The organism is Type-F symbiont of Plautia stali, assembly GCF_059731105.1.
Genome location: NZ_AP035909.1, coordinates 990,434 through 1,003,634, shown reverse-complemented (window position 1 = coordinate 1,003,634; position 13,201 = coordinate 990,434). Strand labels below are relative to the sequence as shown.

Annotated in this window: 15 protein-coding genes and 1 other RNA gene; 9 read left to right on the top strand and 7 right to left on the bottom strand. The window is 55.6% G+C overall.

Features of this window, described 5'->3' with window-relative positions; translation table 11 throughout:
* The first annotated feature begins 43 nt into the window (after positions 1–43).
* From AC6I7A_RS04580 to ykgO, 4 genes are all read left to right on the top strand, one after another.
* Entirely contained in the window at positions 44–1,237 is a 1,194-nt protein-coding gene (locus AC6I7A_RS04580; RefSeq protein ID WP_009091659.1) for an efflux RND transporter periplasmic adaptor subunit, read from the top strand.
* 16 nt (positions 1,238–1,253) lie between these two features.
* Positions 1,254–4,409 carry a multidrug efflux RND transporter permease subunit AcrB gene (locus AC6I7A_RS04575; protein WP_058956359.1) on the top strand — a complete coding sequence of 1,052 codons (3,156 nt, stop codon included), beginning with the start codon at positions 1,254–1,256 and terminating at the stop codon, positions 4,407–4,409.
* Positions 4,410–4,564: 155 nt separating this feature from the next.
* A complete protein-coding gene (locus AC6I7A_RS04570; RefSeq protein WP_009091662.1) occupies positions 4,565–4,819 on the top strand; it encodes a type B 50S ribosomal protein L31 in 255 nt (84 codons plus the stop codon).
* 11 nt (positions 4,820–4,830) lie between these two features.
* Positions 4,831–4,971 carry a type B 50S ribosomal protein L36 gene (gene ykgO, locus AC6I7A_RS04565; protein ID WP_009091664.1) on the top strand — a complete coding sequence of 47 codons (141 nt, stop codon included), beginning with the start codon at positions 4,831–4,833 and terminating at the stop codon, positions 4,969–4,971.
* A gap of 45 nt (positions 4,972–5,016) precedes the next feature.
* Here the strand turns inward: ykgO and AC6I7A_RS04560 are convergent, their stop codons facing one another.
* Genes AC6I7A_RS04560 through AC6I7A_RS04550 form a run of 3 tightly spaced genes read right to left on the bottom strand, consistent with a single transcriptional unit; the run spans position 5,017 to position 7,415 of the window.
* Positions 5,017–5,895 (bottom strand): metal ABC transporter substrate-binding protein, encoded by an 879-nt coding sequence (locus tag AC6I7A_RS04560; RefSeq protein WP_009091665.1) that lies wholly within the window; start codon positions 5,893–5,895, stop codon positions 5,017–5,019.
* 15 nt (positions 5,896–5,910) lie between these two features.
* Positions 5,911–6,750 (bottom strand): metal ABC transporter permease, encoded by an 840-nt coding sequence (locus AC6I7A_RS04555; protein WP_009091667.1) that lies wholly within the window; start codon positions 6,748–6,750, stop codon positions 5,911–5,913.
* On the bottom strand, positions 6,747–7,415 hold the full coding sequence (locus AC6I7A_RS04550) for a metal ABC transporter ATP-binding protein (RefSeq protein ID WP_046101365.1): 669 nt from the start codon (positions 7,413–7,415) through the stop codon (positions 6,747–6,749). The genes AC6I7A_RS04555 and AC6I7A_RS04550 overlap by 4 nt, the downstream gene beginning before the upstream one ends.
* 339 nt (positions 7,416–7,754) lie before the next feature.
* Between AC6I7A_RS04550 and AC6I7A_RS04545 the strand changes: the two genes are divergently transcribed.
* The 3 genes from AC6I7A_RS04545 (at position 7,755) to hha (ending at position 8,873) form a co-directional block, all read left to right on the top strand.
* On the top strand, positions 7,755–8,108 hold the full coding sequence (locus tag AC6I7A_RS04545; RefSeq protein ID WP_009091670.1) for a hypothetical protein: 354 nt from the start codon (positions 7,755–7,757) through the stop codon (positions 8,106–8,108).
* A 147-nt stretch (positions 8,109–8,255) separates the two neighbouring features.
* Positions 8,256–8,633: an Hha toxicity modulator TomB gene (gene tomB, locus AC6I7A_RS04540; protein ID WP_046101364.1), complete on the top strand. Its 378-nt coding sequence runs from the start codon at positions 8,256–8,258 to the stop codon at positions 8,631–8,633.
* A 24-nt stretch (positions 8,634–8,657) separates the two neighbouring features.
* Positions 8,658–8,873 (top strand): hemolysin expression-modulating protein Hha, encoded by a 216-nt coding sequence (gene hha, locus AC6I7A_RS04535; protein WP_003850458.1) that lies wholly within the window; start codon positions 8,658–8,660, stop codon positions 8,871–8,873.
* Positions 8,874–9,012: 139 nt separating this feature from the next.
* Here hha and ffs read toward each other — a convergent pair.
* Positions 9,013–9,109, bottom strand: an RNA gene (ffs, locus tag AC6I7A_RS04530) — signal recognition particle sRNA small type.
* Positions 9,110–9,284: 175 nt separating this feature from the next.
* Here ffs and AC6I7A_RS04525 point away from each other — a divergent pair.
* Positions 9,285–9,602: an MGMT family protein gene (locus AC6I7A_RS04525; protein WP_058956360.1), complete on the top strand. Its 318-nt coding sequence runs from the start codon at positions 9,285–9,287 to the stop codon at positions 9,600–9,602.
* A 33-nt stretch (positions 9,603–9,635) separates the two neighbouring features.
* Here AC6I7A_RS04525 and AC6I7A_RS04520 read toward each other — a convergent pair whose 3' ends face one another.
* Positions 9,636–10,193, bottom strand: a complete 558-nt coding sequence (locus tag AC6I7A_RS04520; RefSeq protein WP_058956361.1) for a YbaY family lipoprotein — start codon at positions 10,191–10,193, stop codon at positions 9,636–9,638.
* A 190-nt stretch (positions 10,194–10,383) separates the two neighbouring features.
* Here AC6I7A_RS04520 and tesB point away from each other — a divergent pair, with 190 nt between their 5' ends.
* Entirely contained in the window at positions 10,384–11,247 is an 864-nt protein-coding gene (tesB, locus tag AC6I7A_RS04515; RefSeq protein ID WP_058956362.1) for an acyl-CoA thioesterase II, read from the top strand.
* Between the two features lie 49 nt (positions 11,248–11,296).
* Here tesB and amtB read toward each other — a convergent pair whose 3' ends face one another.
* Together amtB and glnK are read right to left on the bottom strand one after the other, a co-directional pair.
* On the bottom strand, positions 11,297–12,583 hold the full coding sequence (amtB, locus tag AC6I7A_RS04510; RefSeq protein WP_009091680.1) for an ammonium transporter AmtB: 1,287 nt from the start codon (positions 12,581–12,583) through the stop codon (positions 11,297–11,299).
* A 34-nt stretch (positions 12,584–12,617) separates the two neighbouring features.
* Positions 12,618–12,956: a P-II family nitrogen regulator gene (gene glnK, locus AC6I7A_RS04505; protein ID WP_003850469.1), complete on the bottom strand. Its 339-nt coding sequence runs from the start codon at positions 12,954–12,956 to the stop codon at positions 12,618–12,620.
* Between the last annotated feature and the right edge of the window lie 245 nt (positions 12,957–13,201).

Sequence of the window (13,201 nt, the reverse complement as noted above, 5' to 3'; positions counted from 1 at the left end):
GTGATCCATTGACCAATTGATATCGGACACTAGAGGTTTATTTATGAATAAAATCAGAGGATTATCGCCTCTGGCGGCCGTCCTGATGCTATCAGGCAGCTTTTTGTTAACAGGATGTGACAACAATAAATCCGAACAAGCCGCCCAGCAACCGCCAGAAGTGGGTGTCGTGACCCTGAAAACTGAACCCCTGAAAATTTCGACTGAACTTCCAGGCCGTACCTCAGCCTATCGCGTGGCTGAAGTACGTCCGCAGGTTTCCGGTATCATTCTCAAGCGTAACTTTATTGAAGGCAGTGATATCAAAGCCGGTCAGTCTCTCTATCAGATCGACCCGGCCACCTATCAGGCTGCTTATGACAGCGCGAAAGGCGATTTAACCCAGGCGCAGGCCAATGCCCGCATCGCTCAGCTGACCGTTAAGCGTTACAAACCGCTGCTCGGCACGAAATATATCAGTCAGCAGGATTACGACACGGCGGTTGCCACGGCTGCGCAGAATGACGCAGCGGTCCAGGTGGCAAAAGCCAACGTGGAAACGGCCCGCATTAATCTGGCCTACACCAAAGTCACCTCCCCTATCAGTGGCCGCATCGGCAAATCGTCAGTCACCGAGGGTGCGCTGGTTCAAAGCGCCCAGACCACCGCGCTGGCGACCGTGCAACAGCTTGACCCGATGTATGTCGATGTGACCCAGTCGAGCGAAGATTTCATGCGCTTACGTTCAGAGCTGGAATCAGGTCAGCTGAAGCAGACCGATGGCAAAGCCAGCGTGACCCTGCTGATGCAGAACGGCAACACTTTTGCGCAGAAGGGAACACTGGAGTTCTCTGACGTCACCGTCGATGAGACCACCGGCTCCATCACCCTGCGTGCCATTGTCCCGAACCCGGACCATACCCTGTTACCGGGCATGTTTGTGCGCGCGCGTCTGGAGGAAGGGACCAATCCGAATGCGTTGCTGGTTCCACAGCAGGCGGTCACCCGCACGCCAACAGGCCAGGCGACGGTCATGGTGGTCGGCGCAGACAACAAAGTTGAATCGCGTCAGGTCACAACCTCACAGGCGATTGGCGACAAATGGTTAGTCACCGACGGCGTTAAAGCGGGTGAACGTGTGATCAGCACAGGTCTGCAGCGAGCCAAGCCGGGCGCACAGGTTACCCCACAAGAAGTCTCAGACGATGCGAAAGCGGCACCCGATTCTAAGCCGCAGTCTGACAAGTCATCGTCATAACAGGAGCCGTTGATTCATGGCTAAGTTCTTTATCGATCGCCCCATCTTTGCGTGGGTGCTCGCCATCATCATCATGCTGGCCGGTGCGCTGTCGATTCTCAAACTCCCGATTGAGCAATATCCCAATGTTGCGCCGCCGGCGATTGAGATTCAGGCCTCTTACCCTGGTGCGGATGCGAAAACGCTGCAGGACACGGTGACCCAGGTCATTGAGCAGAATATGAACGGTATCGATGGACTGATGTATATGTCCTCGAGCAGTGACTCATCCGGTACCCTGACCCTGACCATCTCCTTTGAGTCAGGCACGGATGCAGACATCGCGCAGGTTCAGGTGCAGAACAAACTGCAGCTGGCGATGCCACTGCTGCCGCAGGAAGTTCAGCAACAGGGGATTCAGGTTAAAAAATCCTCCAGCAGCTTCCTGATGGTCGCCGGCTTCATCAGCGACGATGACAATATGACTCAGAATGATATTTCTGATTATATTTCCTCGACCATTAAAGATCCGCTGAGCCGTACCAAAGGTGTCGGTGATACCCAGGTGTTTGGTGCGCAGTATGCGATGCGTATCTGGATGGACCCGCACAAGCTCAATAACTACAACCTGACGCCGGTTGACGTGATCAGCGCGCTGAACACGCAGAACGCCCAGGTTGCCGCCGGTCAGTTAGGCGGGACACCGCCGGTGCCGGGACAGCAGCTTAACGCCTCTATCATTGCGCAGACCCGCCTGACCTCGACCGAGGAGTTCGGCAAAATCCTGCTGAAAGTGAATGAGGATGGTTCACAGGTTCGCCTGCGTGACGTAGCAAAAATCGAGCTCGGTGCAGAAAACTACGAGATCATTGCCCGTTATAACGGCCGGCCCGCGTCCGGTATCGGTATCAAGCTGGCAACCGGCGCCAACGCCCTGGATACCGCGAATGCGGTGAAAGCGGAACTGGCGAAGATGCAGTCCACCTTCCCGGCCGGAATGAAAGTGGTTTACCCTTACGACACCACGCCATTCGTTAAGATCTCGATTTTCGAAGTGGTGAAAACGCTGGCTGAAGCCATCGTGCTGGTGTTCCTGGTCATGTACCTGTTCCTGCAGAACTTCCGCGCGACGCTGATTCCGACTATCGCCGTGCCGGTGGTGTTGCTCGGCACCTTCGCCATCATCAGCATTTTTGGCTACTCGATAAACACCCTGACGCTGTTCGGGATGGTGCTGGCTATCGGCCTGCTGGTAGATGACGCCATCGTGGTGGTAGAGAACGTTGAGCGCGTGATGCAGGAAGAGGGCTTGCCGCCAAAAGAGGCGACCAGGCGTTCTATGGAGCAGATTCAGGGTGCGCTGGTCGGTATCGCGCTGGTGCTGGCCGCGGTATTTATCCCGATGGCGTTCTTTGGTGGTTCGACCGGTGTGATTTACCGTCAGTTCTCGATCACCATTGTGTCAGCCATGGCACTGTCGGTGCTGGTTGCCCTGATTCTGACCCCGGCACTCTGCGCCACCATACTGAAGCCGGTGAAAAAAGACGGTCACGGTAAAACGACCGGCTTTTTCGGCTGGTTTAACCGGATGTTCGACAAAAGTACCAATCACTACGTCGACAGCGTTGGCCACATCATTCGCAGCACCGGCCGTTACATGGTGATCTACCTGGTCATCGTGGTCGGCATGGCGTATCTGTTCATGCGTCTGCCCTCTTCATTCCTGCCGGAAGAGGACCAGGGGTTACTGCTGGCTCAGGCGCAGCTGCCTGCGGGCGCTACGCAGGAACGCACCCAGAAAGTGCTGGATCAGGTCACCGACTACTTCCTGACGCAGGAGAAAGACACGGTTAAATCGGTGTTTACCGTTAACGGCTTCGGCTTTGCCGGTCGCGGACAGAACACCGGTATTGCTTTCGTCAGCCTCAAGCCGTGGGATGAGCGAACCGGCAGCGACATGAAGGTACCGGCGATTGCCGGGCGTGCGATGAAGGCACTGGGTGCCATCAAAGATGCGATGGTCATCCCCTTCAACCTGCCAGCCATTATCGAACTGGGTAACGCCACCGGCTTCGACTTTGAGCTGATTGACCAGGCCAACCTGGGCCACGAGAAACTGACCGAAGCGCGTAATCAGCTGTTCGGCATGATTGCCCAGCATCCTGACACTCTGGTGGGTGTGCGTCCTAACGGTCTGGAAGATACGCCGCAGTACAAGCTGATTATCGATCAGGAGAAAGCACAGGCGCTGGGCGTATCGTTAAGCGATATCAACACCACGCTGGCGGCCTCCTGGGGTGGCTCCTACGTCAATGACTTCATCGACCGTGGTCGCGTGAAGAAAGTTTACGTCATGGGTAAAGCGGACTCCCGTATGCTGCCGGATGATATCGGCAAATGGTACGTGCGCAACAGCAACGGAACGATGGTGCCTTTCTCCGCCTTCTCGACGGCGAAGTGGCAGTATGGTTCACCGCGTCTTGAGCGTTACAACGGTCTGCCTGCGATGGAAATCCTGGGTCAGGCTGCGCCAGGTAAGAGCTCCGGTGCCGCCATGGATCTGATGGAGCAGCTGGCGGAGAAACTGCCTGCGGGTATCGGCTATGACTGGACGGGCATGTCTTATCAGGAACGTCTGTCGGGTAACCAGGCGCCTGCGCTCTATGCCATCTCGCTGATTGTGGTCTTCCTGTGTCTCGCCGCCCTGTATGAGAGCTGGTCGATTCCGTTCGCGGTTATGCTGGTGGTTCCGCTGGGGGTTATCGGTGCGCTGATCTTCACCACCCTGCGTGGCCTGAGTAACGACGTCTACTTTGTGGTGGGGTTACTGACAACCATTGGCCTCTCGGCGAAGAACGCCATCCTTATCGTCGAATTTGCTAAAGATTTGATGGATAAAGAGGGCAAAGGCCTGGTGGAATCGTCGCTGGAAGCCTGTCGTATGCGTCTGCGTCCGATCCTGATGACGTCACTGGCGTTTATTCTCGGGGTACTGCCGCTGGCGATCAGTACCGGTGCCGGTTCCGGTTCGCAGAACGCTGTAGGTACCGGCGTTATCGGCGGCATGGTTACCGCGACCGCGCTGGCTATCTTCTTTGTTCCGGTGTTCTTCGTGGTGGTTCGCCGCCGCTTCAGTAAGCACAAAGAGGAACCGCGCAGCGCTGAGCCGGTTGAGCACAACCAGACTCACTAAGCAGTAACACCTCTGAGGCCGCGCAAGCGGCCTTTTTTTTACCCTTCAGTTTCGCCCTCCTCTCCCCCTCGCCTTTCTGCCATCAGCAGACGTTGCATTCCGTTCCGCGGCGGCGCATAATATTGTTATATTATAACATTACATAGGTGTGCATTATGAAAGCAAATATCCATCCTCACTATCGCCCGGTGGTCTTCCATGACACCTCAGCTGACGTTTACTACAAGATCGGCTCGACCATTAAAACCGACCGCACCGTAGAGTTTGAAGGTGAAACGCTGCCCTACGTCACGCTGGATGTGTCGTCGGCTTCACACGTTTTCTACACCGGTAAACAGAAAGATTTCGCTAAAGAGGGCAGCACCGCGCGCTTTAACCAGCGCTTCGGACGCTTCCTGGGTCGTAAATAGAGGAGAGGGTCATGCAGGTATTAAGCTCGCTGCGTTCCGCAAAAAATCGCCATCGGGATTGCAGGGTGGTCCGTCGCAAGGGGCGTATTTACGTCATCTGCAAAACGAATCCGCGCTTTAAAGCCGTACAGGGAAGAAAGAAGAAACGCTAGTGTGTGTCGTGATGACTGGCCGGGCTTGCCCGGCCTTTTTTATGCTTACTGCATGCTCTTCAGCATGGCGTTCACGTTGTGCTTAAAGGCAGCCTGATAGGTCGGTGCCGGACCAGAAGCCGGGGACAACGCTTCCGGATAGAGCTCACCGCCCGGCTCCGCTCCCGTAGCGCTGGCGATCTGTTTAACCAGACGCGGATCGGTCTGGTTCTCAATGAAATAGCGGGTGATGTGCTGCTGTTTCAGCTGAGTGATCAGATCACCGACGTTACTGGCACTCGCTTCCGCTTCGGTAGAGAACCCGACGGGCGCCAGGAACGTCACGCCATAGCGCTGGCCAAAGTAGCCAAAGGCATCATGGCTGGTCAGCACCTTCCGCTTCTCCACAGGAATTTTATCAAACGCCGTCTTTGCCCAGCTATCCAGCGCCTGTAACTGCTGAATGTAATTCTGTCCGCGCTGACGGATCGCCGCAGCATCCTCGGGGTCGGCTTTGACCAGCGCATTCATCACGTTGGTCGCATAGATCACGCCGTTCTGCATGCTGTTCCAGGCGTGCGGATCGGTGATGGTTTTGCCCTCCTCTTCCATGCTGCGCGTGGTGACACCCGCAGAGGCGACCACCGGCTGACCGTGATAACCGGAAGCGCTGACCAGGCGGTCCATCCACCCTTCCAGTCCCAGCCCGCTGACAAAGACCAGATCCGCTTTTGCCAGCGCCTGGCTGTCCTGCGGCGTCGGTTCAAACGTATGGGGATCGCCATCCGGCCCTACCAGACTTTTCACCTTCACATGATCGCCTCCCACCTGGCTGACGATGTCTGCCAGCACGGTAAAGCTGGCGACAACGTCTACGGTTTTTGCCATCGCCAGCGGCGTGGCGAACAGCGCAGCGAGCGCCAGACTAACCGGTAATTTTTTCATAGATACCCCTTAAGATTAATGGCGGCGTAAAATTCCGCCGCACGGTCCTGTCAGAATCGAGAGAAAGAAGAGCATGGCGGCGCTCAGCACCACGGCGGGGCCGGCCGGCAGCGAGAAGTGCCAGGAGAGCATCAGGCCCGCCAGCGCAGAGAGGGTTGCCATGAAGATGGCGATGGCCAGCATCGCCGCAAGATGACGGCTCCAGAAACGGGCGCTGGCAGCGGGTAACATCATTAAACCCACCGACATCAGCGTGCCCAGCACCTGAAAGCCCGCGACCAGGTTCAGCACCACCAGCATTAAAAACAGGCCATGCACCAGCGGCGCGCTCCATTTCCCCTGCGCCCGCAGAAAGTCACCGTCAAAGGCATCGATGACCAGCGGGCGATAGATCACCGCCAGCATGATCAGCGTAAAGGCCGCGATGCCACCGACCAGCAACAGCGCCGCGTTATCGACCGCCAGCAGCGAGCCAAACAGAACGTGCAGCAGATCCACGCTTGAGCCGCGCAGTGAAACCAGCGTGACGCCCAGCGCCAGTGATCCAAGATAGAATCCGGCAAAGCTGGCATCCTCTTTCAATGGCGTGTAGCGACTGACTGCGCCAGAGAGCAGCGCGACCGCCAGCCCGGCAATCAGGCCGCCGATACCCATGGCCACCAGGGAGAGGCCGGAGATCAGATAGCCAATGGCCGCACCCGGCAGCACCGCATGGGATAAGGCGTCACCAATCAGGCTCATACGACGCAGCGAGAGGAACACACCGAGTGGCGTGGCACTGACGGCGAGCGCCAGGCAGGCCACCAGCGCTCGCCGCATAAAGCCAAATTCGATAAAAGGCTGAATCAGGGTCACGAGGCTCGACTCCGTGCCAGGACATCGGACCGGAAGGTATCGCTGAGATGATGTTCATCCATCGACAGGACGTTACTGAAGTAACGCGCCACCAGCGGGCGGTCATGCAGCACTACCAGCAGAGTGGTGCCTGCCTGCTGCTGCTGCTCCAGAATCGACATCAGCAGGGTAACCGTCTGGCTGTCTATGCCGTTAAAGGGTTCATCCAGCAGCCAGAGCGCGCTGCGCTGTAGCATCAGCCGGGCAAACAGGACGCGCTGAAGCTGCCCGCCCGAGAGGGTGGCCGGTTGCGCATCCGCATAATCGCTCATCTGAACTGCCTCCAGCGCCTGCCCGATTTCCCGCCGCAGTGACCGGTTAATGCCGCCAAACCAGCCGCAGCGTGGCCAGCAACCCATGGAAACCAGTTCGAAGACCGTCAGCGGAAAGCGGGTCTCAAGTTCGGTGCGCTGTGGCAGCCAGCCGATATCCCGGCGCGCCACCTGCAGTTCGCAGCCTCCGCTTACCGGCGGCAGTAAGCCCGCAATGGTTTTCAGCAGGGTCGATTTCCCGCTGCCGTTTGCACCGACCAGCGCAGTCATGGAGCCTGCTGCGAGCTGACCCGTGATCGCCGGGGTGACCCCCTCTCCCTGGTAGCCTGCACGCAGTGCGTTAAATCGGATCATGCGCTGATCCCCCAATATATCGCGACAGCCAGTAGCGCGATGATCAGCAGGGCGACGCTCAGCCGTCCGCCCAGCGACATAAGTAATCCACTCTGACGCATCAGTTCACCAATATGTTATAACATAACAATAAGGATACCGGATGCAGCCTGCGGTTCAAGAGCGGAATGTGTTTCAAAAGGTATCGGGAGTCCGGCGGCCCCGGGGGCGTTTAAGCCACACCCGCCGCACCGCTTTGCTGGCAAAACTCAGAAAATGACAGTTTTGTGCTTTACTGGCTTGCAAACCTGTTGCGTAAAACCAATGATAGGTTTATTAACGGTTAGGAGTAGACAAGATATGCTGTCACGGATTGAATGTGATATTGCGATGGGTGAAACAGACTGCGCAAAAATAGCTGAAGTTGTTCAGCGGAATATTCTCAAAATATCAGATTTGCTGACAGGGGATTTACGCTGGTACGCTCAGAATGCGCAGTTAGTACCAGACAGTTTAAAAATAGTTTCCGTTGAATACCTGGATCTGAATAGTTTTAAATTACTTTACGATTTTCAGTGGAATTTATTTAGTCCCTGTCAGGATCTGAATGAAACGGTGACCCAAACGGAGCGGGTAAATTTTTACATTAAGCCCGGTGCGCTTGAGTTTGATGTGATAGACAACCAGCAACCCTCTCCGGGTGATGAATTGTAATATTTAGTAATTGAGATGAGCAGAACTAATGGTTTTACACTATCTTTAACGTATCCCGTTTAATAACCACCTGAAAGATCGCTTCCTGGCCGCTTTATCCGAACTCGCCGCCCTGCGGCAACTGTGCAAGCTATGGAGGGGAAAAAGATGGACGAATACTCACCAAAACGGCATGATATTGCCCAGCTGAAATACCTGTGTGAGAGCCTGTTTGACGACAGCATGGCAACATTGACTGACAGCCATCATGGCTGGGTAAATGATCCCACTTCTGAAAGCAATCTGCACCTGAACGATCTGATTGAACATATCGCTTCGTTCACCATGAATTACAAAATTAAACACGTTGAAGATGAAGCGCTGATTTCGCAAATCGATGAATATCTTGATGATACTTTTATGTTATTCAGTAACTACGGTATCAATAATCCTGATCTTCAGCGGTGGCAACGTTCAGCAAAACGCTTATTTAATCTGTTCACTGAAGAGTGCGCTTTTCTCCAGCAACCGAGCCATTCATTATAGTACAGACGTGAGAACGCTTTATTTATGAACAAAACACTGACAAAAACTGATTATTTGATGCGACTGCGTCGCTGTCGCTCTCTGGATACCCTGGAGCGGGTGATCGAAAAGAATAAGTATGAATTACCGGAAGATGAATTAGCGGTATTCTATTCGGCAGCTGACCATCGTCTGGCCGAGCTGACGATGAATAAGCTCTACGATAAAGTACCGGGTTCGGTCTGGAAGTTTGTCCGCTAATCTGCTCACCTGCATCTGACGGCATTGTCCCCACATTAAGTACCGGATATTCCTGCCTGCCGGCAAAGGATCGGCCCAGGCGGGTTTTGCCTGTCTGTCACACTGGGGAAGAAGTTCAGGGGGGGGAAAGTGGTGGGGGCCCTGCCAGCTACATCCCGGCACACGCATCACCTGCTACGGCTGCTTCCTTCCGGATCTGACCGAGTTCACAAGCTAGCATTGCGGGAGAACCAACAGGGCCCCCATTGACAAGCCCTCTTTACGAGAGCGGGGGCATTATCTGGGAAGGGGCTGGCAATTGCAAGCGTCGTCGGGACAACCGTTGTTTTCTTGAACAACCGCCGCGTTGATGCTTTCACCATCGCCTCTGCATGATAAAGTTAACTCTCTTTTTCCTGACGAAATAAGCACATGAATCAGCCTGACACTTTCCAGCAACGCATCTGGCAAATTGTTGCCGCGATTCCATCCGGGTGCGTCACGACCTATGGCGATGTGGCACGACTGGCCGGTTCGCCGCGTGCGGCACGTCAGGTCGGCGGTGTGCTGAGCCGGTTACCCGAGGGAACCACCCTCCCCTGGCATCGTGTCGTCAATCGTCACGGCATGATTTCGCTTCAGGGCGACCAGCTGATACGACAGCGGGATGCACTGGAAGCAGAAGGGATTGTGGTGAGTGATGCCGGTGAGCTGAATCTTGAAACGTATCGCTGGCGATTCGATGGCTGAAAAACGGGGCGGCTCTGCCGCCCCGTTTGTACATTACAGACGGGTGGGTGCAGGCACCGCCGCAGAAGGCGTGACCTGAGTCGGTGATGTCGAAGGCACGGTGGTCGCTGCGCCTGGCTGGGTTGGCATCGCCATTGAAGGCACCGGTACCAGCAGCAGTTCAGCTTTGGTGCCGCCCTGATTGATGACCGGTTTTACGCTGTCAGTGACAAAGGCCAGCTTGCCGTCGATCGCGATGGCGGCGCTTAACAGAATGCGTGCATTTGGCTGGATGTCAGCCGGGTTAAACGGCAGCACAAACTGGAACGGCGCCTGTTTGCCTTCCGTCCGCACCACGCGTTGTGACAGCACTTTTGACGGGGCGTCGGCAACAGACGCATCTGACAGCGTCACGGTTAATACCGCATCCGGCGGCAGCGCGATGCGCTGGCGAATAAAGACTGAACCGCTGACGTTAGGCTGCGCAATCGCCGCCGTCTGTCCGGCTACCGCAGAACCCAACGTTGGTGTTGGCACAGGTTTACTCTTGTCGGCACAGCCCGCAACAGCAACCGCCATAACTACCCCACTGAACACATGCCACAGTTTCATTGATGTCGTCTCCATTTGATCAAAATGATTGTCGGCAGCGAATCCTGCTTACAGCGTTTCACTCGCCGTATGTCCTTAATGTTGGCACAAAAATGAAATTTTGCCTGGCACAGGCAAAGCGGAAAGTCTGATTGACGTCAACTGGTCCGATCTTTCACACTGAGCAGGTCACTATATTGAGGAACGCGCCATGAGTCAGGCACTGCAAAATCTGCTGAATTTATTAAATCTGGAAAAACTGGAAGAAGGTTTATATCGCGGCCAGAGTGAAGATCTTGGCCTGCGCCAGGTGTTTGGCGGTCAGGTGGTGGGTCAGGCGCTCTATGCCGCAAAGCAAACCGTCGCGACCGATCGGACGATTCACTCCTTTCACAGCTACTTTCTGCGGCCCGGCGACAGCCAGAAAGCGATTATTTATGACGTCGAAACCCTGCGTGACGGCAAAAGTTTCAGCGCCCGCCGGGTCAGTGCCATTCAGAATGGTCAGCCCATTTTTTATATGACCGCCTCATTCCAGTCACCGGAAAGTGGCTTTGAGCATCAGAATACGATGCCACAGGTGGCAGGACCGGAAAATCTGGTCACGGAACAGGCGATGGCGCAGAAGATGGCGCACATGCTGCCGGAAAAACTGCGGGAGATATTTATCGCGGAACGTCCGCTGGAGATCCGCCCGGTGCAGATTCACAATCCGCTGCGCGGGCATGTGGACAAGCCTGAGCGCCAGGTCTGGATCCGGGCCAACGGTCCGCTGCCTGACGATCTGCGCATCCATCAGTATCTGCTCGGCTATGCGTCGGATCTCAATTTCCTGCCGGTTGCGCTGCAGCCACACGGCAAAGGCTTTTTAGAGGCGGACATGCAGGTTGCCACGATCGATCACTCGATGTGGTTCCATCGTCCGTTCGACTTCAGCGAGTGGCTGCTCTACAGCGTGGTAAGTACTTCAGCGTCAGGTGCCAGGGGGTTCGTACGGGGTGAGTTCTACAATCAGCAGGGGGTGCTGGTCGCCTCTACGGTGCAGGAAGGGGTGATGCGCCAGCGAAGCGAATAAAAAAAGGGGCGATAGCTCGCCCCTTTTTCACTGTTTATACTCTCACGCATTACTGGTTGTAAGCGTTCTCGCCGTGGCTGTTAACATCCAGACCTTCGCGTTCGTGCTCTTCCGGTACGCGCAGACCGACAATCAGATCGGCCAGTTTGAAGCCGATGAAGGCCACCACGCCAGACCAGACGATTGTGACGCCGACGCTGAAGAGCTGAACCCAGACCTGATGGCCCATGGTCACACCCTGCGCATATCCGACGCCGCCCAGTGAAGAGGAGGCAAACACGCCGGTCAGGATACAGCCAACAATGCCGCAGACGCCGTGCACGCCGAACACATCACAGGGGTCGTCCACACGCAGCCATTTCTTCAGAGAGGTCACACCCCACAGACCCGCCAGTCCGCCAACCAGACCGATAATCAGTGCACCGCCGACGCCAACATAACCACAGGCTGGGGTAATCGCGACCAGTCCGGCGATAAAGCCTGAACAGGCGCCCAGCAGAGAAGGCTTACCGCGCACCGCCCATTCGCCAAAGGTCCATGAGAGTACGGCACCCGCCGTTGCCACAACGGTGTTCAGGAACGCCAGCGCGGCAATTTCGTTTGCTGCTGAGGCAGAACCGGCGTTGAAGCCGAACCAGCCTACATAGAGGATCGCGGTGCCGGTGAAGACCATCGGCAGATTATGAGGTTTGAAAGCTTCTTTACCAAAGCCGGCACGTTTGCCAACCAGATACGCGCCCACCAGACCCGCTACCGCGGCGTTGATATGCACGACGGTACCGCCGGCGAAATCCAGCGCGCCATCCTGCGCCAGAAAACCCCCTGCCCATACCATATGCGCGATAGGCAGATAAGCCAGCGTCAGCCAGACACCGACGAAGATCAATACGGCTGAGAAACGGATACGCTCTGCAATGGCACCCACAATCAGGCCCACGGTGATGCAGGCAAATGAGGCCTGGAATGCAACGTGGATATACTGATAGAAGCTGCCCATTACCGCGGTCAGCTGGATATTCTTCAGCATGGCCCAGCCAAATCCGCCAAAGAAGGCGTTACCTTCGCTGAACGCCAGTGAATAGCCGTAGACCATCCACAGGACGCACACCAGCGAGAAAGTGACGGCCACCTGCGTCAGCATCGACAGCACGTTCTTACCGCGAATCAGACCGCCGTAAAACAGCGCAATCCCTGGAATTGACATAAACAGCACCAGCGCGGTGCAAATCATCATAAATGCGTTGTCAGCCTTGTCCGCAACGGCAGGCGCAGCCATCGCGAGCGATGGTAACAGTGCCAGGCTGGTCAGGCCCAGCTTAGTCAGAACTTTATTCATTTTTATTCCATCCCATCACAATACTGAGTCGTAATTACAGAGCGGCTTCGTCGGTCTCGCCGGTACGAATACGAATGACGCGCTGCAGTTCAGCCACGAAAATTTTACCGTCGCCAATTTTTCCGGTGTAAGCCGCTTTACTGATGACATCCACAACTTCGTCCAGCTGATCGTCGGCAATAGCGATATCAATTTTGACTTTCGGCAGGAAGTTCACGCTGTACTCTGCGCCCCGATAGAGCTCGGCGTGCCCCTTCTGGCGGCCAAACCCTTTCACTTCGGAGACGGTCAGTCCCTGAATGCCGATAGAGGACAAAGCTTCACGCACATCCTCCAGCTTGAATGGCTTAATTACGACGGTAACCAGCTTCATTGGATCCCCTCCAGCGAGTAAATAGGTAACGTTTACGGACACACAGGGAGATAAGCAAAGGCTGTGCCAGTTAGTAAAAGCGGTGATAATCAGTGGGTCAGGCGGGATGGAGCAAGGTGAGGCTCTGCAGTGGCTCTGAAAAGGGGGAAAAGGAGAAAGCCGGTCAGCGCATCGGGATGCACTCCTTTGGTGCTTCAGGCGTCAAAGGAGTGCATTTATACAGATTAGTCCGATAAAGCTGCGCA